Here is a 17,176-nt window from a genome sequence, read left to right on the forward strand (position 1 = left end):
ACCCGAAAGAGGGTACGGGGGCTGGTGGGCCGCCGTACCCTCTTTCGGCCTGAAGGCCTCGTCGGGGCGTCAGGGCGTCAGGGCGTCAGGGCGTCGGGTGCTACGCCTGTCGTACGCGCAGTGCGCGGGCGAGGTCGTCGAGTTGGTCGGTGAGTTTGCGGCGCAGGGCGGGGATGGGGTCGGCGTCGGTGAGGCAGGCCTCGCCGAGGCTCAGGGTGTCGGCGTCGACGGCGTGGGCGGGGAAGGCCCAGCGGCCCGCGGCGTCGGCGATGGCGGGGCCGCGGCGGGCGGCGACGGCGACGGCGTCCTGGTAGAAGCGTGGCACGTACTCGCTGAGGAGGTCGCTCTGTTCGGGCTGCCAGAAGCCTTGGGCGGTGGCGGTGAAGAGGTAGTTGGACAGGTCGTCGCTCTCGAACATGGCGGCCCAGGCGGTGGCCTTGGCGTCGGCGTCGGGGAGGGCGGCGCGGCAGCGGGCGGCGCCTTCCTGGCCGGTGGCGGAGGGGTCGCGGTCGAGTTCGGCGGCGATGGCGCTCTCGTCGGTGGCGCCGAGGACGGCGAGTCGGGCGAGGACGCGCCAGCGCAGGTCGGGGTCGAGTTCGGGTCCGCCGGGGACGGTGCCGTCGGCGAGCCAGGCGGCGATGGTGTCGGGGTGGGCGGCGACGTCGATGAAGTGGCGTACGGCGATGAGGCGCAGGCCGGGGTGGTCGCCGTCCTCGGTGCGGCGGATGAGGTCGCGGCAGAGGGCGGAGAGGGTGGCGAGGGCGGTGGGGCGTTCTTCGGGGGTGAGGTAGCGGTCGGCGACCTGTGCGGAGGCGAAGGCGAGGACGCCTTGGACGAGGGCGAGGTCGGTTTCCTGCGGGAGGTGGGCGCGGGCGGCGTCGAGGTAGGCGCTGGGGGCGAGTTCGCCGTCGCGGACGGCGTCGCGCAGGGCGTTCCAGACGACGGCGCGGGTGAGCGGATCGGGCAGGCCGGCGAGGCGGGTGCGGAGGGTTTCGAAGGACGCGGGGTCGAAGCGGATCTTGGTGTAGGTGAGGTCGCCGTCGTTGAGGAGGAGCAGGGCGGGGCGCTTGCCGATGGGCTGGGGTGTGCTCTGCGGGATGTCGACGTCGAGGCGTTCGCGCAGGGTGAGCGGGCCGTCGTCGCCGAGGTCGAGGTCGTAGAGGCCGACGGCGATGCGGTGGGGGCGGCTGCCCTTGTGGATGACGGTGAGGGTGTGGTCGCCGTTGGAGCCGCTGAGGGTGGGGGTGAGGGTGTCGACGCCGGTGGTGCGCAGCCAGGCGTCGGCCCAGGCGTGGACGTCGCGGTCGGTGTGGGCGGCGAGGGAGTCGATGAAGTCGGCGAGGGTGGCGTTGGCGAACTTGTGGCGGGCGAAGTGGGTGTTGATGCCGGCCAGGAAGTTCTTTTCGCCGAGCCAGGTCACGAGTTGGCGCAGGGCGGAGGCGCCCTTGGCGTAGGAGATGCCGTCGAAGTTGAGGAGGGCGGAGGCGGTGTCGTCGACGTTCTCGGGGGCGACGGGGTGGGTGGAGGGGCGCTGGTCGGCGTCGTAGCCCCAGGCCTTGCGGACGACGCCGAAGTCGGTCCAGGTGTCGGTGAAGCGGGTGGCTTCAGTGAGGGTCTGGTAGCCCATGTACTCGGCGAAGGACTCGTTGAGCCAGATGTCGTCCCACCACTGGAGGGTGACGAGGTCGCCGAACCACATGTGGGCCATCTCGTGGGCGATGACCATGGCGCGGGTCTGGCGTTCGGTGTCGGTGACGGCGGAGCGGTAGACGAACTCGTCGCGGAAGGTGACGAGGCCGGGGTTCTCCATGGCGCCGGCGTTGAACTCGGGGACGAACGCCTGGTCGTAGGAGTCGAAGGGGTAGGGCTCCTCGAACTTCTCGTGGTAGCGGTCGAAGCACGCGCGCGTGATGTCGAGGAGTTCGTCGGCGTCGGCTTCGAGGTGGGGGGCGAGGGAGCGGCGGCAGTGGATGCCGAAGGGCAGGCCGCGGTGTTCGGTGCGCACGGAGTGCCAGGGTCCGGCGGCGACGGCGACGAGGTAGGTGGAGATCAGTGGGGTGGGGGCGGCGTGCCAGCGGCCTTCGCCGAGGTGTTCGGTGATGCCGTTGGCGAGGACGGTCCAGTTCTCTGGGGCCTTCACCGACAGGTCGAAGACGGCCTTGAGGTCGGGCTGGTCGAAGGCGGCGAAGACGCGTTGGACGTCGTTCATGAAGAGCTGGGTGTAGAGGTAGGTCTCGCCGTCGGTGGGGTCGGTGAAGCGGTGCATGCCCTCGCCGGTGCGGGAGTAGCGCATGTCGGCCCGGATGCGCAGTTCGTGGTCGCCGGCGGTGAGGTTGTTCAGGGGGAGCCGGTTGTCGTCCAGGGTTTCCGGGTCGAGGGGCTCTCCGTCGAGGGTGACGGAGTGCAGTGTGTCAGGCCTGACCTCGACGAAGGTGTCCCCGTGGGCGCGTGCGGCGAACCCGATGACGGTGACGGACTCGAAGGTGTCGTCGCCGGTCGTCAGGTCGAGCTCGATGGTGTAGCGGTGGACGTCGAGGAGCTTGGCACGGCTTAGCGCTTCGTCGCGCGTCAGTACGGACATGCACGACATGCTGCCTGATACCGCAGGCCGGGCACAGGGGCGGATCGGTACGCGCCCTATGTCCCTTCTCGCGCCGGGGCGCTGTCGCGTCGCATGAGGGCCCCGGCGGGCCGGCGGGGCGTGCTCACGGGGCGTGCTGGTGCGTGCTCACGGGGCGCGCGGTCGCCTTCACGCACGGCGTCCGCACGCCCCGCCGGTCAGCTCGAGGAGGCGGTGGAGCCGTTGACGGTGTCCTCGGCGATGCGCTCGTGGTGGCGGATCACCTCGGCGATGATGAAGTTGAGGAACTTCTCGGCGAACGCGGGGTCGAGCTTGGCGTTCTCGGCGAGGGTGCGCAGCCGGGTGATCTGGCGGGCTTCGCGGGCCTGGTCGGCGGGCGGCAGCTGGTGGCGGGCCTTGAGGTGGCCGACCTGCTGGGTGGCCTTGAAGCGTTCGGCGAGCATGTGGACGACGGCGGCGTCGATGTTGTCGATGCTGTCGCGGAGCCGGGCGAGCTCCTCGCGGACTGCGGGGTCGACGTCGCCGGCTGCGGGGCCGGGGGTGTTGCTGGTGGTCATGGGCGATCACCCTAGTGCGCCGTGTCCTCGTACAGTGGAACCGGGTGTACTGGGGTGCACGGCCTCTTGGGGGTGCGGGCGTGGCGGACGGCGGACCGGTCGAGCACGGTTATCCGCATCTGGAGACGGTACGGACGGCGGTCACGGCGCTGTACCGACGGTTGTCGTACGACACCATCCACCAGTTCGCGACCAGTGTGCCTCCGGTGGACGTGGCGTTCTGCGACACCGACGATCTGCATCTGGGGGCGCAGCGGGTGGCCCGTGAGCTGGTGCGGCATTTTCGGTTGCCGGACGCCCGGATGATCGTCGCGTTCCGGGAGATGGAGCATGCGGCGAACGTCGAGCTCACGGCGGGTCCCGAGTACTTCGTGGAGCTGAACGACCGGTTCCGCAGGCATCGGCGGGACATCGGCGCGGCGCTGGCGCACGAGATCATGCACGTCTATCTGCATCGGGTGGGTCTGTCGTTCCCGGGGACGCGGGACAACGAGATCCTCACCGACACGGCGACGACGTATCTGGGGGCGGGCTGGCTGCTGCTGGACGCGTACCGGGAGGACGGGGCGTCCTCGCAGAAGCTGGGGTATCTGACGCCGGAGGAGTTCGGGTACGTGCTGGCGAAGCGGTCGCTGGTGTTCGGTGAGGATCCGTCGGTGTGGTTCACCAGCGCGCAGGCGTACACGGCGTACGGGCGGGGCATGGAGCGGGCGCTTCATGACGCGCGGCAGCCTCCGCTGACGGCGGCGGGCTGGGCGGGCCGGCGCCGCTACGCCCGTGATCGCCGGCACGCCCAGGACCACCGGTCCGCGGCGGCCCCGGACACCGCGTACGCCTTCGCTCCGGATCCGCCGGGGCCGCTGCGGGTGACGTTCCCGTGTCCGACCTGCCATCAGCGGATCCGGGTGCCGGTGCGGGGGCGGGTCCGGGCGCGGTGCGGACTGTGCCGCACGGTGCTGGAGTGCGACACCTAGGGCGTGGCCGGTGCCGGGGTGGGACCCGTGACCAGCTGGGGTGCGGGCTGTGACCGTGCCGGGGTGCGGCCTGTGACCGTGCCGGGGTGCGGCCTGTGACCGTGCCGGGGTGCGGCCTGTGGGCGGCGGGTGAGGGGCCTGATGGCTACGCTCCGTATACCGCCCCGGGTGGTTCCGTCTCCGTCAGCAGTGTGCGTACGGCTGTCCCCGCCTCCGCCGGGTCCCAGCGTGCGCCCTTGTCGGCGGTGGGGCCGGCGCGCCAGCCGTCCATGACGGTGATCCGGCCTGCCTCCGCCTCGAAGACGCGGCCGGTGACGCCCTCGCTGGCGGCGGAGCCGAGCCAGACGACGAGCGGGGAGACGTTGTCGGGGGCCATGGCGTCGAAACCGGTTTCCGGGGCGGTCATGTTCTCGGCGAAGGTCCGTTCCGTCATCCGGGTGCGGGCGGCGGGTGCGATGGCGTTGGCCTGGACGCCGTAGCGGGCGAGTTCGGCGGCCGCGACCAGCGTGAGCGCGACGATCCCGGCCTTCGCGGCGCTGTAGTTGCCCTGCCCGACCGAGCCCAGCAGCCCGGCGCCGCTGCTGGTGTTGACGATCCGGGCGGCTGGTGTGCGGCCCGCTTTGGCCTCGGCGCGCCAGTGCGCTGCGGCGTGTTTCAGGGTGAGGAAGTGGCCCTTGAGGTGGACGCGGACGACCGCGTCCCAGTCGTCCTCGTCCAGGTTGACCAGCATCCGGTCGCGCAGGAAGCCGGCGTTGTTGACGAGGGTGTCGAGGCGGCCGTACGTCTGCAGGGCGGTCGCGACGAGGGACGCGGCGCCCTGGGGGGTGGCGATGTCCCCTTCGTGCGCGACGGCCTCGCCGCCGGCCGTACGGATCTCCTCGGCCACGCGGGCGGCCGGGCTGTCGGCGCCCGGGGTGCCGTCCAGCCCGACTCCCAGGTCGTTGACGACCAGGCGCGCGCCCTGCGCCGCGAAGGCGAGCGCGTGCGCGCGCCCGAGGCCGCGTCCCGCGCCGGTGACGACGACGACCCGCTCGTCGCAGATTCCGCTCATCTCACGTCTCCTTGTTGGCAGTTGCGGCGTCGAGGAAAGCGGGCCGCTCCCCTCCCCCGTGCACGAGCAGGCTCGCTCCGCTGATGTAGGCGGCCGCGTCGGAGGCGAGGAAGACGGCTGCGGCTCCGACGTCGGAGGGTGTGGCCAGCCGGCCGAGGGGCACCGTGCGGGCGACGGCGTCGACGCCGTCCGCTCCGCCGTAGTGGAGGTGGGTCAGCTCGGTGTGGACCATGCCGACGACGAGGGTGTTCACGCGCACCTGCGGGGCCCACTCCACGGCCATGGACCGTGCGAGGTTCTCCAGTCCCGCCTTGGCCGCGCCGTAGGCGGCCGAGCCGGGCGAGGGGCGGCTGCCGCTGACGCTGCCGATCATCACGACCGAGCCCTGGGCGCGCTTGAGGTGGTCGTACGCGGCGAGGGACACGGTCAGGGGGGCGAGGAGGTTGAGTTCGATCACGCGCGCGTGCCGTACGGCGTCGGCCTGCGCGAGGGGGCGGTAGGGGGCTCCACCCGCGTTGTTGACGAGGACGTCGAGTCGGGGCAGTCCGGCGAAGAAGTGCCGTACGGCGTCGGCGTCGCGCACGTCCAACGGCACGAACTCGGTTTTTTCGACCGGGACTTCGGGCGGCCGGCGGGCGCAGACCACGACCTCGGCGCCCGCGCGCGTGAGGGAGCGCGCGATGCCGGCGCCCACTCCGCGGGTGCCACCGGTGACGACGGCGACCTTCCCGTCCAGCTCCATTCGCTGCTACCTTTCCACCTAACAAACGTTTGGTGGAAAGGTAGCTGATGCTTCCATGGGTGTCTCCACCTCGTCCCCCGAAAAGGGGATTTCTCTTGTCACCGTTGACGTTCCGCCCGTCAACGCGCTGCCGGTGAGCGGCTGGTTCGCGCTGGCCGACGCGGTGCGCGCGGCGGGCCGTGATCCCGGGACGCGGTGTGTGGTGCTGGCGGCCGAGGGCCGCGGCTTCAACGCGGGCGTCGACATCAAGGAGATCCAGGCACACGGCCCGAGCGCGCTGATCGGCGCCAACCGCGGCTGCTTCGAGGCGTTCGCCGCGGTGTACGAGTGCGAGGTGCCCGTGGTCGCGGCCGTGCACGGCCACTGCCTGGGCGGCGGCGTCGGACTCGTGGGCAACGCGGACGTGGTCGTGGCGAGCGAGGACGCCGTGTTCGGGCTGCCCGAGCTGGACCGGGGCGCGCTGGGCGCGGCCACCCACCTGGCCCGGCTGGTCCCCCAGCACCTCCTGCGCGCCCTGTACTACACCGCGCGCACGGTCACGGCGGCCGAGCTGCACGCGCACGGCTCGGTGTGGCGGGTGGTGCCGCGCGAGGAACTGCGCGCGGCCGCCCTGGCGCTGGCCGGCGAGATCGCCGCGAAGGACGGTGAGCTGTTGCGCCTGGCCAAGGCCGCGCTCAACGGCATCGACCCGGTCGATGTGCGCCGCAGCTACCGCTTCGAGCAGGGGTTCACCTACGAGGCGAGCGTCGGCGGGGTGGCCGACCGGGTCCGCGACACGTTCGGCAAGGAAGCCGACGCAGCCAAGGCAGGCAAGGCAGCCAAGGAAGGCAACGCAAGGCAAGGCAAGGACGCCAAGGACGGGCAGGAGGGGGGCTCGGGTGAGTGACAAGACGATGACCGCCGAGGAGGTCGTGTCCCGGCTGCACAGCGGCATGACCCTCGGCATCGGCGGCTGGGGCTCGCGCCGCAAGCCGATGGCCCTGGTCAGGGCGCTGCTGCGGTCGCAGGTCAGCGATCTCACCGTCGTCTCGTACGGCGGTCCGGACGTCGGGATGCTCGCCGCGGCCGGGCGGATCCGCAAGCTGGTGGCCGCGTTCGTCACCCTCGACTCGATCCCCCTCGAACCTCACTACCGGGCGGCGCGCGAGCGCGGGGCCTTCGAACTGACGGAGGTCGACGAGGCGATGTTCATGTGGGGTCTGCGCGCGGCCGCGAACCGGCTGCCGTTCCTGCCGGTGCGGGCGGGCCTCGGTTCGGATGTGATGCGGGTCAACCCGGGCCTGCGGACGGTGACGTCGCCGTACGAGGACCGGGAGACGTTCGTGGCCATGCCCGCCCTGCGGCTGGACGCGGCCCTGGTGCACGTCAACCGGGCCGACCGGCTGGGCAACGGGCAGTACCTGGGCCCGGACCCGTACTTCGACGACCTGTTCTGCGAGGCGGCGGACGCGGCCTATGTGTCGTGCGAGCGGCTCGTCGACACGGCCGAGCTGACGAAGCAGGGGCCGCCGCAGTCGCTGCTGATCAAGCGGCACACGGTGACAGGGGTCGTGGAGGCGCCGAACGGGGCGCACTTCACGTCCTGTGCGCCCGACTACGGCCGCGACGAGGCGTTCCAGAAGCGCTACGCGAGCACGCCCTGGCCGGAGTTCGCGGCCCGCCATCTGGCCGGGGACGAACAGGCGTACCAGTCGGCGGCCGGGGAGGACGCATGACCACGCGTGCCGAGTACTGCGTGATCGCCTGTGCCGAGGCCTGGCGCGGCGCGGGCGAGATCCTGGCCGCCCCGATGGGCCTGATCCCGTCCGTGGGCGCCCGGCTGGCCCGGCTCACGTTCGCGCCGGACCTGCTCCTCACCGACGGCGAGGCGATGATCGTCCGGCCGGACGGCACCGTCGAGGGCTGGCTGCCGTACCGGCAGCACCTGGCCCTCGTCACCGGGGGGCGGCGGCACGTGATGATGGGCGCGAGCCAGCTCGACCGCTACGGCAACCAGAACATCTCCTGCATCGGCGACTGGGCGAGGCCGAAACGGCAGCTGCTGGGGGTGCGGGGCGCGCCGGTCAACACCCTCAACAACCCGACGAGTTACTGGATCCCGAGGCACTCCCGGCGGGTCTTCGTCGAGCGGGTCGACATGGTGTGCGGGGTCGGCTACGACCGTGCGGCCGGCGCGCGCCATCACCGCATCCCGCGGGTCGTCTCCGACCTCGGGGTCTTCGACTTCGCCACCCCCGACCACCGCATGCGGCTGGCCTCGCTGCATCCCGGGGTGAGCGTCGGGCAGGTCCGGGAGGCGACTGGCTTCGAGCCGGTGGTCGAAGACGAAGTGCCGTACACGCGTGAACCGACGGCGCAGGAGCTGCGGTTGATCCGTGAGGTGCTCGATCCGGGGGACGCCCGCGCGCGGGAGGTCGCCGCCTGATGGAGACGGCGCTCACCCGGCTGGTCGGGGTCCGCCACCCGATCGTGCAGACCGGGATGGGATGGGTGGCGGGTCCGCGCCTGGTGTCGGCTACGGCGAACGCGGGGGCGCTGGGCGTCCTGGGCTCGGCGACGATGACGGTCGACGGGCTGCGGGAGGCCGTACGGGAGGTCAGATCCCGCACCGACGCCCCGTTCGGGGTCAACCTGCGCGCGGACGCGGCGGACGCCGGCGACCGGGTGCGGATCATCGTCGAGGAGGGGGTGCGGGTCGCGTCCTTCGCGCTGGCCCCCTCCCGCGAGCTGATCGCCGAGCTCAAGGAGGCGGGGGTCGTCGTGATCCCCTCGGTCGGCGCCCGCCGGCACGCCGAGAAGGTCGCCGCGTGGGGGGCGGACGCGGTGGTCGTGCAGGGCGGCGAGGGCGGCGGACACACCGGCGACGTGGCGACGACGGTGCTGCTGCCGCAGGTGGTGGACGCGGTGGACATCCCGGTCGTGGCGGCGGGCGGCTTCTTCGACGGGCGGGGGCTGGTGGCGGCGCTGGCGTACGGGGCGGCGGGCGTCGCGATGGGGACGCGGTTCCTGCTGACGTCGGAGTCGACGGTGCCGGACGCGGTGAAGGCCCGGTATCTGGCGGCGACCGTCCGGGACGTGACGGTGACGCGGGCGGTCGACGGCCTGCCGCATCGCATGCTGCGCACGGACCTGGTCGCCGCGCTGGAGCACTCCGTGCGTGCGAAAGCCCTGCTGCACGCGGTCCGGCGGGCGGCCGGCTTCCGGAAGCTGTCGGGGCTGACCTGGCGTCAGCTGGTCCACGACGGGCTGGCGATGCGGCACGGCAAGGACCTGACGTGGAGCCAGGTGCTGCTCGCCGCGAACACCCCGATGCTGCTCAGATCGGCGATGGTGGAGGGCCGTACGGATCTGGGGGTGATGGCGTCCGGGCAGGTCGCCGGGGTGATCGACGACCTGCCGTCGTGCGCGGAGCTGGTGGAACGGATCATGAAGGAGGCGGAACAGGTCCGGGAGCGGCTCACGCCCCCACGATGACCGTCACAGCCTCTCGATGACCGTCACGTTCGCCTGGCCCCCGCCCTCGCACATGGTCTGGAGGCCGAAGCGGCCGCCCGTGCGCTCCAGTTCGTGCAGCAGGGTCGTCATCAGCTTCGCGCCGGTCGCTCCGAGGGGGTGGCCGAGGGCGATCGCGCCGCCGTTGACGTTGACCTTCTCCGGGTCCGCGCCGGTCTCCTTCAGCCAGGCCAGGACGACGGGCGCGAACGCCTCGTTGATCTCGACGAGGTCGATGTCGTGGATCGACAGGCCGGTCTTCTTCAGGGCGTGCGCGGTGGCCGGGATCGGAGCGGTCAGCATGCGGATGGGGTCCTCGCCGCGCACGGAGAGGTGGTGCACGCGCGCGCGGGGCGTCAGCCCGTGCTCCCGTACCGCCTGCTCCGAGGCCAGCAGCAGGGCCGCCGCGCCGTCGGAGACCTGGGAGGAGCAGGCGGCGGTGACGGTGCCGCCGTCGATGACGGGCTTCAGGGCGGCCATCTTCTCCAGGGAGGTGTCCCGGCGCGGTCCCTCGTCGGCGTGGACGTCCCCGTAGGCCACGGTCTCCCGCGCGAACCGGCCCTCGTCGAGTGCGCGCACCGCCCGCCGGTGCGAGCGCAGCGCGAACTCCTCCTGGTCCTGCCGGCTGATGCCCCACTTGGCGGCGATCATCTCGGCGCCGCCGAACTGGTTGACGGGCCGGTTCCCGTACCGTGCGCGCCAGCCCTCGCTGCCCGCGAACGGCCCCTGGGTGAAGCCGAGGGGCTCGGCGGCCTGCCGGGTGGCGTAGGCGATCGGGATCTGCGACATGTTCTGCACGCCGCCCGCGACGACCAGGTCCTGTGTCCCGGACAGCACGCCCTGCGCGGCGAAGTGCACGGCCTGCTGTGAGGAGCCGCACTGCCGGTCCACGGTCACGCCCGGCACCTCCTCGGGCAGCCCGGCGGCCAGCCAGCAGGTCCGCGCGATGTCCCCGGCCTGGGGCCCGACCGCGTCCAGGCAGCCGAAGACGACGTCCTCCACGGCCGCCGGGTCGACGCCCGCGCGGGCGACCAGTTCCTTGAGCACATGGGCGCCGAGGTCCGCCGGATGCACCCCGGCGAGTCCTCCCCCGCGCCGCCCGACGGGCGTGCGGACCGCTTCGACGATGTAGGCCTCGGCCATGGCGACTCCCTCACTGGAACCGGAAAGGGCGGTTGAATCGGCTATTCACGTACGGCGATCCCGTCCAGCACCATCGACAGGTACTGCCGGGCGATCTCCTCGGGGCTGTGCTGTCCGCCGGGCCGGTACCAGGACGCGGCGACCCACACCGTGTCGCGGACGAACCGGTAGGCGAGCCGGACGTCGAGGTCGGCGCGGAAGGCCTGCTCGGCGACCCCGCGCTCCAGCGTGGACAGCCACGCCTTCTCGAACCGGCTCTGTGAGTCGGCGAGGAACGCGAACCGTTCCTGCGCCACGAGCTGTCTGCTCTCCTTCTGGTAGATCGCGACGGCGGCGCGGTGCCGGTCGATCTCCCGGAACGACTCGGTGACCAGGGCTTCCAGGGTCTCGCGGGGGCCGAGGCGGGCGGCGAGCACGGCGTCGTAGCCGCCCCACAGCTCGTCGAGGAAGGTGCGCAGGATCTCCTCCAGCATCGACTCCTTGGAGTCGAAGTGGTAGTAGAGGCTGCCCGCGAGCATGCCCGCGTGGTCCGCGATCTTGCGCACGGTGGTGGCGTTGTAGCCCTGCTCGGCGAAGACCTCGGCGGCGGTGTCGAGGAGTTCGGCGCGGCGCGCGGGCGCGGCGGTCACCTGGGGCTTCTTCTTCGTAGGAGGCACGGGTCCATTGTCGTCCTAGGCGTGCTGGCTGCTGACGGGGACGACCTCGCCCGTCATGTACGAGGAGTAGCCCGAGGCGAGGAACACGATCACGTTGGCCACCTCCCAGGGCTCGGCGTACCGCCCGAAGGCCTCGCGTCGCGTCAGTTCCTCCAGCAGGTCGGGCGAGGTCACCTTCACCAGGTGCGCGTGCATGGCGAGGCTGGGCGCGACGGCGTTGACGCGGATGCCGTACGGGGCCGCCTCGATCGCCGAGCACCGGGTCAGCGCCATCACGCCGGCCTTCGCGGCGGCGTAGTGCGCCTGTCCGGCCTGGGCGCGCCAGCCGATGACGGAGGCGTTGTTGACGATGACGCCCCCGCCGGTCCCGCGCATCAGCCTGAGGGCCGCCCGCGTGCACCGGAAGGTGCCGTTCAGCGTCACGTCGAGCACCCGGGACCACTGCTCGTCGCTCATGTCGACGAGGTCCGAAGTGCCGCCCAGACCGGCGTTGTTCACGACGATGTCGAGGCGGCCGTGCAGCCGTACGGCGGTGTCGAAGAGGGCCTGCACCTGGCTCTCGTCGGTGACGTCACAGGGGAGAGCCGCCACCGCCCCCTCGAATTCCCCGGCCAGCTTGGCCTCGTGCTCCTTGAGCCGGCGCGTGTGCGCGTCGCTGATCAGCACGCGCGCGCCCTCCTCCAGGAAGCGGCGGGCGGTGGCCCCGCCGATCCCGGCGCCCGCGGCGGCCGTGATGACGGCGGTGCGCCCGCTGAGCAGCCCGTGCCCGGGTTCGTACGCCGGGCTCTCGACGCCTGTCATAGGGCCACGCTAACCTACCAAACACTTGTTAGGGAAGGACTGCCGCTGATGGACCTCGACCTCACGCCCGCCGAGGAAGCGTTCCGCGCCGAGGCCCGCGCCTGGCTGCACGCGCATGTGCCGTCCGCTCCGCTCCCGTCGCTGGAGACCGGGGAGGGCTTCGCGGCGCACCGCGCGTGGGAGGCCGAACTGGCCGCGGACCGCTGGTCGGCGGTGAACTGGCCCGTGCGCTACGGCGGGCGGGACGCCGGGCTGATCCGCTGGCTGGTCTTCGAGGAGGAGTACTACGCGGCGGGCGCGCCGGGCCGGGTCGGCCAGAACGGCGTCAGTCTGCTCGCGCCGACCCTCTTCGACCACGGCACGGAGGAACAACGCGCGCGTGTGCTGCCGCCGATGGCGACCGGCGAGGTGGTCTGGGCGCAGGCGTGGTCGGAGCCGGAGGCGGGCTCGGACCTGGCCTCGCTGCGTTCCCGGGCGGTCCGCGCGGACGGCGGCTGGCGGTTGAGCGGCCTGAAGACGTGGTCGTCGCGGGCGGCCTTCGCCGACCGCGCGTTCGGCCTGTTCCGCAGCGACCCGGCGGCCTCCCGCCCCCACCAGGGCCTGACCTACCTGATGTTCGACCTGCGCGCGCCCGGCGTCACGGTCCGTCCGATCGGCCGCCTCGACGGAAAGCCGGCGTTCGCCGAGCTGTTCCTGGACGAGGTTTTCGTGCCGGACGAGGACGTGATCGGCGCGCCCGGCGAGGGCTGGCGGGTAGCCATGTCCACGGCGGGCAACGAACGGGGGCTGACGCTCCGCTCCCCCGGCCGCTTCCTCGCCTCAGCGGACCGCCTCCACCGTCTCTGGCTGGACCGGGGCCGTCCCGCCTGGGCCCAGGACCGGGTCGCCGACGCGCTGGCCGGCGCCCGCGCCTACCAGCTCTTCGCCTACGCGGCCGCGTCCCGCTTCCTGGACGGCGAGTCGATCGGCCCGGAGTCCAGCCTGAACAAGGTCTTCTGGTCCGAGTACGACATCGCGCTGCACGAGACGGCCCTCGACCTGCTGGGCGAGGAGGGCGAGTCGGCGGACTCCGCCTGGGCCGAGGCCTACGTGTTCGCCCTCGCCGGACCCGTCTACGCCGGCACGAACGAGATCCAGCGCGACATCATCGCCGAGCGTCTGCTCGGCCTGCCGAAGGGCCGCCGCTGATGCGTTTCCTCCTCGACACCGAACAGCGGGCGTTCGCCGACTCGCTGCACGCCATGCTGACGGCCGCCGCAACGCCCTCGGTCGTACGGGACTGGAGCCGGGGCGAGCAGGCGAGCGGGCGTGCCCTGTGGGCGCGGATCGCCGAGGCCGGCGTCTTCGCCCTGGCGATCCCGGAGGCGCACCAGGGCCTGGGGCTCCGGCCCGTCGAACTGGCCATCGCCTTCGTGGAGTTGGGGCGGCATGCGGTGCCCGGTCCGCTGGTGGAGACGGTGGCCGCGGCGGCCCTGTTGCCCGATCCGGACCTCGCCGAGCGGTTCCTCCCGGCGCTGGCCGCGGGCCAGTCGATGGCGACGGTGGCGCACGAGGGGGCGTATGCGCTGGACGGTGACGCGGCGGCCGTGCACCTGGCCCTGGGCGCCGACGGCCTCCGGCTCGCGCCCGGGCACGACGGCACGGTCCGTCCGTCGCTCGACCCCGCCCGCCGTCTGACCCGTCTGCTGCCGGGCGGTGAGCTCCTGGCCGAGGCCCCACCCGTGCGGCGCGCCCTGTGCTGGGCCCGCCTCGCCACCGCGGCGCAGGCGCTGGGCGTGGGCCTCGCACTGCTGGAGCGGACCGTGGCCTACGTGGGGCAGCGCGTGCAGTTCGGGGCGCCCATAGGCTCGTTCCAGGCGGTCAAGCACCGGTTGGCGGACGCGAAGATCGCGCTGGAGTTCGCCCGGCCCCTGGTCCTGGGCGCCGCCGTCACGATGGCGCCGGCGGATGTCGCCGCCGCGAAGGCGAGCGCCTGTGAGGCGGCGTACACGACCGCGCGCGCGGCGCTCCAGTTGCACGGCGCGATCGGCTACACGGCGGAGTACGACCTGTCGCTCTGGCTCACCAAGGCCCGTGCCCTGCGCACGGCATGGGGCGCCCCGCAGGACTGCCGGGCGGAGCTGCTGAACGGCCGCGCCTAGCCTCAACCGGCGCTTCCACTGGTGCTTCGACCGGCGCTTCGACCGGCGCTTCGACCGGCGCTTCGACCGGCGCTTCGACCAGTGCTTCAGGCGGTCACCTTGCCGATGAACCCGGCGAGGTTCGCGACGGTCCGCTCGATCTTCTCCTCCAGCGTGATCGTCTCGTGCAGCCGCGCCCCGACCCCCGCGTCCCGCTTGCCGCGCACATACAGCGAGCAGGCGAGGTCGCTGCAGATGTAGGCCCCCACGGAGTTGCCCTGCTGGCCGGCCCGGCCCGCCTTCGGCGCGACCATCAGCGAGACGCCCCCGGAGTGGGTGGTCAGGCACAGCGTGCACATGCTGCGCCGGGTCTGCCAGGAGCCGGCGGCGGAGGAACGCAGCGCGAGGGCCTTCAGCCGGCCGTCCAGCTCGACGGCGAGATAGGCCCGGTCGGGGGCCTGGGGATCCCGCCAGCCGAGGTAGTCCAGGTCGGCCCACGGCTGTTCGCCCAGGTCGCGCGGCACGGAAAGGCGCTTGGCCTCCCCCTTGGTGCAGTTCACGAACGCGGCACGGATCTCTTGCTCGGTCAACGGCTTCATAGTCGCAGGCTAATTTGCCTAGGTCTCCTAGGCAAACGATTAAATGGTTTCGGCAGATCGGCGCGGTACATCAGGACATGGCAGGGTGGCTTCGGTGATGATCGAAACGGGAGGACGGCCATGGGGCGCGTAGGGCTGAGCACGGAACGCCTGGTCCGGGCGGGAGCGGAGCTGGCCGACGAGGTCGGCTTCGACCAGGTGACCGTCTCGGCGCTCGCCCGGCGCTTCGACGTCAAGGTCGCGAGCCTGTACTCGCACGTGAAGAACTCCGACGACCTCAGGACCCGGATCGCCCTGCTCGCCCTGGAGGAACTCGCCGACCGGGGCGAACTCGCGCTGGCCGGCCGGGCCGGCAAGGACGCCCTGACGGCCCTGGCCGACGTCTACCGGGACTACGCCCGCGAGCACCCCGGCCGCTACGCCGCGGCCCAGCTGAGACTCGACCCGCAGGCGGCGGCCGCGAGCGCGGGCGGGCGTCACGCCCGCATGACCCGGGCGATCCTGCGCGGCTACGACCTCACCGAGCCGGACCAGACGCACGCCGTGCGCCTGCTGGGCAGCGTCTTCCACGGCTACGTCAGCCTGGAACTCGGCGGCGGCTTCAGCCACAGCGCCCCCGACACCCAGGAGACCTGGACCCGGATCCTCGACGCCCTCGACGCCCTGCTGCGCACCTGGCCGCCCAAGGAATGACCGGAGCAGGGGCCGGTCGACGGGTACGGCCCACCCAGTGCCCGTACCGCGGCCATGCCGCTACCCGTACCGCGGCCGCTACCCGTGTCCCGGCCCGTGCCCGTCCCCGTCGGTCAGTTCGCGGTACTCCTGCGGCGTCGGCTTCGGGATGTGGCTGTCGGCGCCGAACATGGCGCGCGCCAGCCGCGCCCGCACCCGCTGGGGCACCGTGACCGGCCGGCGCACGCCGTTGTGGTCGACGAGCGGCCCGATCTCGTACGGCGGGGCCTGCTCGTGCTGGGTGAGGGTGAACAACTGGGCCCGGTCCAAAGGTGCGTGGACCTCGAGGTACTCGCCGTGCGGGAGACGCTTGATGGTGCCGGTCTCACGGCCGTGCAGCACCTTGTCCCGGTCCTGGCGCTGCAGCCCGAGGCAGATCCGCTTGGTCACCATGAAGGCGACGACGGGCCCGACGAACACGGACACCCGCACGAACCAGGTGATCGAGTTGATGGACAGATGCAGATGCGTGGCCACGATGTCGTTGCCGCCGCCGATCAGCAGCACCACGTACAGGGTCAGCCAGGCCACGCCGAGGCCGGTGCGCACGGGCGCGTTGCGCGGCCGGTCGAGGATGTGGTGCTCCCGCTTGTCGCCGGTGATCCACGCCTCGACGAACGGGTAGAGACCGATGGCGAGCAGGATCAACGGGAACAGCGAGAACGGGATGAGAACGCCCAGCTCCAGGGTGTGGCCCCAGGCGTTGATCTCCCATCCCGGCATCACCCGGATCAGCCCCTCGGAGAAGCCGAGGTACCAGTCGGGCTGGGCGCCGGTCGTCACCAGGTCCGGCCGGTACGGTCCGAACGCCCACACGGGGTTGACGCTGGCGATCCCGCCCATCACCGCCAGCACGCCGAAGACCAGGAAGAAGAACCCGCCCGCCTTCGCCATGTAGACCGGCATGAAGGGCATGCCGACCACGCTCTTCTGGTCGCGGCCCGGCCCCGGATACTGGGTGTGCTTGTGGAAGAACACCAGGATGAGGTGGGCGACGACGAGCCCCAGCATGATCCCGGGCAGCAGCAGGACGTGGATCGGGAAGAGCCGGGAGATGATGTCGTGGCCCGGGAACTCCCCGCCGAAGAGGAAGAACGAGATGTACGTCCCGACGATCGGGATGGACAGGATCGCGCCGTCGGCGAATCGCACGCCGGTGCCGGAGAGCAGGTCGTCGGGGAGCGAGTAGCCGGTCAGGCCGGTGAGGATGCCGAGGAACAGCAGCAGCCAGCCGAACAGCCAGTTGACCTCGCGCGGCTTGCGGAACGCGCCGGTGAAGAACACCCGCATCATGTGCACGAGCATGCCGGTGACGAAGACCAGCGCCGCCCAGTGGTGGATCTGCCGGATCAGCAGCCCGCCGCGCACGTCGAAGCTGATGTGGAGCGTCGACTCGTACGCCTTCGTCATCGTGACGCCGTTGAGCGGGACGTACGAGCCGTGGTAGACGACCTCGGCGCTGCTCGGCTCGAAGAACAGGGTGAGGTAGACGCCGGTGAGGAGGAGGATCAGAAAGCTGTAGAGGCAGATCTCGCCCAGCATGAAGGACCAATGGTCGGGGAACACCTTGCGCAGGTTGGCCTTCGCCAGCGCGTACAGTCCCAGCCGTCCGTCGGCCCAGTCGGCGAGCCTCTCGCCCCTGCCGGGCTCGCCCCTCGGTTTCGAACTCCCGCTGTCCGCAGCCTCGTTCACCGTTCGCAGGCCGTCACTCATACGTCGCCGCCTCCC

The 17,176-nt window shown here is 72.0% G+C and carries 17 protein-coding genes; 8 read left to right on the forward strand and 9 right to left on the reverse strand.

The annotated features are described in order from the left end of the window. Positions 1 to 100: 100 nt before the first annotated feature. Complete coding sequence (pepN, locus tag ACZ5SK_RS01360) at positions 101 to 2,590, reverse strand: aminopeptidase N (protein WP_334580980.1); 2,490 nt, start codon at positions 2,588 to 2,590, stop codon at positions 101 to 103. A gap of 188 nt (positions 2,591 to 2,778) precedes the next feature. Continuing rightward, positions 2,779 to 3,138: a chorismate mutase gene (locus tag ACZ5SK_RS01365; protein WP_334580979.1), complete on the reverse strand. Its 360-nt coding sequence runs from the start codon at positions 3,136 to 3,138 to the stop codon at positions 2,779 to 2,781. Between the two features lie 80 nt (positions 3,139 to 3,218). Between ACZ5SK_RS01365 and ACZ5SK_RS01370 the strand changes: the two genes are divergently transcribed. Next, the gene (locus ACZ5SK_RS01370) at positions 3,219 to 4,112 is read left to right on the forward strand and encodes a hypothetical protein (RefSeq protein ID WP_319673395.1); all 894 of its coding nucleotides are present in this window, start codon (positions 3,219 to 3,221) and stop codon (positions 4,110 to 4,112) included. A gap of 145 nt (positions 4,113 to 4,257) precedes the next feature. On the opposite strand, the gene ACZ5SK_RS01375 is transcribed toward ACZ5SK_RS01370, so the two are convergent. Both ACZ5SK_RS01375 and ACZ5SK_RS01380 read right to left on the reverse strand, forming a co-directional pair. Then, complete coding sequence (locus ACZ5SK_RS01375) at positions 4,258 to 5,163, reverse strand: SDR family oxidoreductase (protein ID WP_361700165.1); 906 nt, start codon at positions 5,161 to 5,163, stop codon at positions 4,258 to 4,260. A gap of 1 nt (position 5,164) precedes the next feature. Further along, positions 5,165 to 5,905, reverse strand: a complete 741-nt coding sequence (locus ACZ5SK_RS01380) for an SDR family oxidoreductase (protein ID WP_334580977.1) — start codon at positions 5,903 to 5,905, stop codon at positions 5,165 to 5,167. A gap of 55 nt (positions 5,906 to 5,960) precedes the next feature. Here ACZ5SK_RS01380 and ACZ5SK_RS01385 point away from each other — a divergent pair, with 55 nt between their 5' ends. Genes ACZ5SK_RS01385 through ACZ5SK_RS01400 form a run of 4 tightly spaced genes read left to right on the forward strand, consistent with a single transcriptional unit; the run spans position 5,961 to position 9,379 of the window. Continuing rightward, positions 5,961 to 6,791, forward strand: coding sequence for an enoyl-CoA hydratase family protein (locus ACZ5SK_RS01385; RefSeq protein ID WP_334580976.1), 831 nt, complete (start codon positions 5,961 to 5,963; stop codon positions 6,789 to 6,791). Next, on the forward strand, positions 6,784 to 7,620 hold the full coding sequence (locus ACZ5SK_RS01390) for a CoA transferase subunit A (protein ID WP_334580975.1): 837 nt from the start codon (positions 6,784 to 6,786) through the stop codon (positions 7,618 to 7,620). The genes ACZ5SK_RS01385 and ACZ5SK_RS01390 overlap by 8 nt, the downstream gene beginning before the upstream one ends. Further along, positions 7,617 to 8,330 (forward strand): CoA-transferase subunit beta, encoded by a 714-nt coding sequence (locus tag ACZ5SK_RS01395; RefSeq protein ID WP_334580974.1) that lies wholly within the window; start codon positions 7,617 to 7,619, stop codon positions 8,328 to 8,330. The genes ACZ5SK_RS01390 and ACZ5SK_RS01395 overlap by 4 nt, the downstream gene beginning before the upstream one ends. Further along, positions 8,330 to 9,379 (forward strand): NAD(P)H-dependent flavin oxidoreductase, encoded by a 1,050-nt coding sequence (locus tag ACZ5SK_RS01400; protein WP_334580973.1) that lies wholly within the window; start codon positions 8,330 to 8,332, stop codon positions 9,377 to 9,379. The genes ACZ5SK_RS01395 and ACZ5SK_RS01400 overlap by 1 nt, the downstream gene beginning before the upstream one ends. A gap of 3 nt (positions 9,380 to 9,382) precedes the next feature. Here the strand turns inward: ACZ5SK_RS01400 and ACZ5SK_RS01405 are convergent, their stop codons facing one another. The 3 genes from ACZ5SK_RS01405 to ACZ5SK_RS01415 are packed head-to-tail and all read right to left on the reverse strand — an operon-like array spanning position 9,383 to position 11,997. Further along, positions 9,383 to 10,540 carry an acetyl-CoA C-acetyltransferase gene (locus ACZ5SK_RS01405; RefSeq protein ID WP_334580972.1) on the reverse strand — a complete coding sequence of 386 codons (1,158 nt, stop codon included), beginning with the start codon at positions 10,538 to 10,540 and terminating at the stop codon, positions 9,383 to 9,385. A gap of 41 nt (positions 10,541 to 10,581) precedes the next feature. After that, complete coding sequence (locus tag ACZ5SK_RS01410) at positions 10,582 to 11,196, reverse strand: TetR/AcrR family transcriptional regulator (protein WP_334580970.1); 615 nt, start codon at positions 11,194 to 11,196, stop codon at positions 10,582 to 10,584. A gap of 15 nt (positions 11,197 to 11,211) precedes the next feature. Further along, positions 11,212 to 11,997 (reverse strand): SDR family oxidoreductase, encoded by a 786-nt coding sequence (locus ACZ5SK_RS01415; protein ID WP_334580969.1) that lies wholly within the window; start codon positions 11,995 to 11,997, stop codon positions 11,212 to 11,214. Between the two features lie 48 nt (positions 11,998 to 12,045). Here ACZ5SK_RS01415 and ACZ5SK_RS01420 point away from each other — a divergent pair, with 48 nt between their 5' ends. Then, positions 12,046 to 13,185: an acyl-CoA dehydrogenase family protein gene (locus tag ACZ5SK_RS01420; protein WP_334580968.1), complete on the forward strand. Its 1,140-nt coding sequence runs from the start codon at positions 12,046 to 12,048 to the stop codon at positions 13,183 to 13,185. Continuing rightward, positions 13,185 to 14,138, forward strand: coding sequence for an acyl-CoA dehydrogenase family protein (locus ACZ5SK_RS01425; protein WP_334580967.1), 954 nt, complete (start codon positions 13,185 to 13,187; stop codon positions 14,136 to 14,138). Before ACZ5SK_RS01420 ends, ACZ5SK_RS01425 begins: the two co-directional genes overlap by 1 nt. An 86-nt stretch (positions 14,139 to 14,224) precedes the next feature. On the opposite strand, the gene ACZ5SK_RS01430 is transcribed toward ACZ5SK_RS01425, so the two are convergent. Next, complete coding sequence (locus ACZ5SK_RS01430) at positions 14,225 to 14,716, reverse strand: FBP domain-containing protein (protein ID WP_334580966.1); 492 nt, start codon at positions 14,714 to 14,716, stop codon at positions 14,225 to 14,227. A gap of 120 nt (positions 14,717 to 14,836) precedes the next feature. Here ACZ5SK_RS01430 and ACZ5SK_RS01435 point away from each other — a divergent pair, with 120 nt between their 5' ends. Further along, the gene (locus ACZ5SK_RS01435) at positions 14,837 to 15,409 is read left to right on the forward strand and encodes a TetR/AcrR family transcriptional regulator (protein WP_334580964.1); all 573 of its coding nucleotides are present in this window, start codon (positions 14,837 to 14,839) and stop codon (positions 15,407 to 15,409) included. 78 nt (positions 15,410 to 15,487) lie between these two features. On the opposite strand, the gene qcrB is transcribed toward ACZ5SK_RS01435, so the two are convergent. After that, a complete protein-coding gene (gene qcrB / locus ACZ5SK_RS01440; protein ID WP_457493610.1) occupies positions 15,488 to 17,161 on the reverse strand; it encodes a cytochrome bc1 complex cytochrome b subunit in 1,674 nt (557 codons plus the stop codon). Positions 17,162 to 17,176: the final 15 nt, after the last annotated feature.

It is taken from the genome of Streptomyces sp. NPDC031474 (assembly GCF_055581185.1).